The 260-nt window shown below is 35.8% G+C and carries 1 tRNA gene; it reads left to right on the top strand.

The features are described from left to right. Window positions 1-169 precede the first annotated feature (169 nt). A tRNA-Ile gene (locus tag I6U50_RS15810) sits at window positions 170-243 on the top strand. Window positions 244-260: the final 17 nt, after the last annotated feature.

Here is a 260-nt window from a genome sequence, read left to right as displayed (position 1 = left end):
TGCGCAATAATTAAAGGGAAGTTCTTAAAGCTCTTTTTTGGTCTTGATTCTAAGCTGTCGATTTAATTTAAAAAATTGTATAGTGTATACTGTATAATGTATGTTGAAGAGGTTTTATTGAAAAAACCTTATTCATAATACGATTTACAATATATATTTAACAAGGGACAGTCTCATAGCTCAGCTGGTTAGAGCGCTACACTGATAATGTAGAGGTCGGCAGTTCGAGTCTGCCTGAGACTACAGCGCGCTAAAGCGCA

It is taken from the genome of Salegentibacter maritimus (genome assembly GCF_016236975.1).
Lineage (GTDB): Bacteria > Bacteroidota > Bacteroidia > Flavobacteriales > Flavobacteriaceae > Salegentibacter > Salegentibacter maritimus.
The sequence above is the reverse complement of the archived record's forward strand: the minus strand, read 5'-3'. Positions and strand labels throughout refer to the sequence as shown.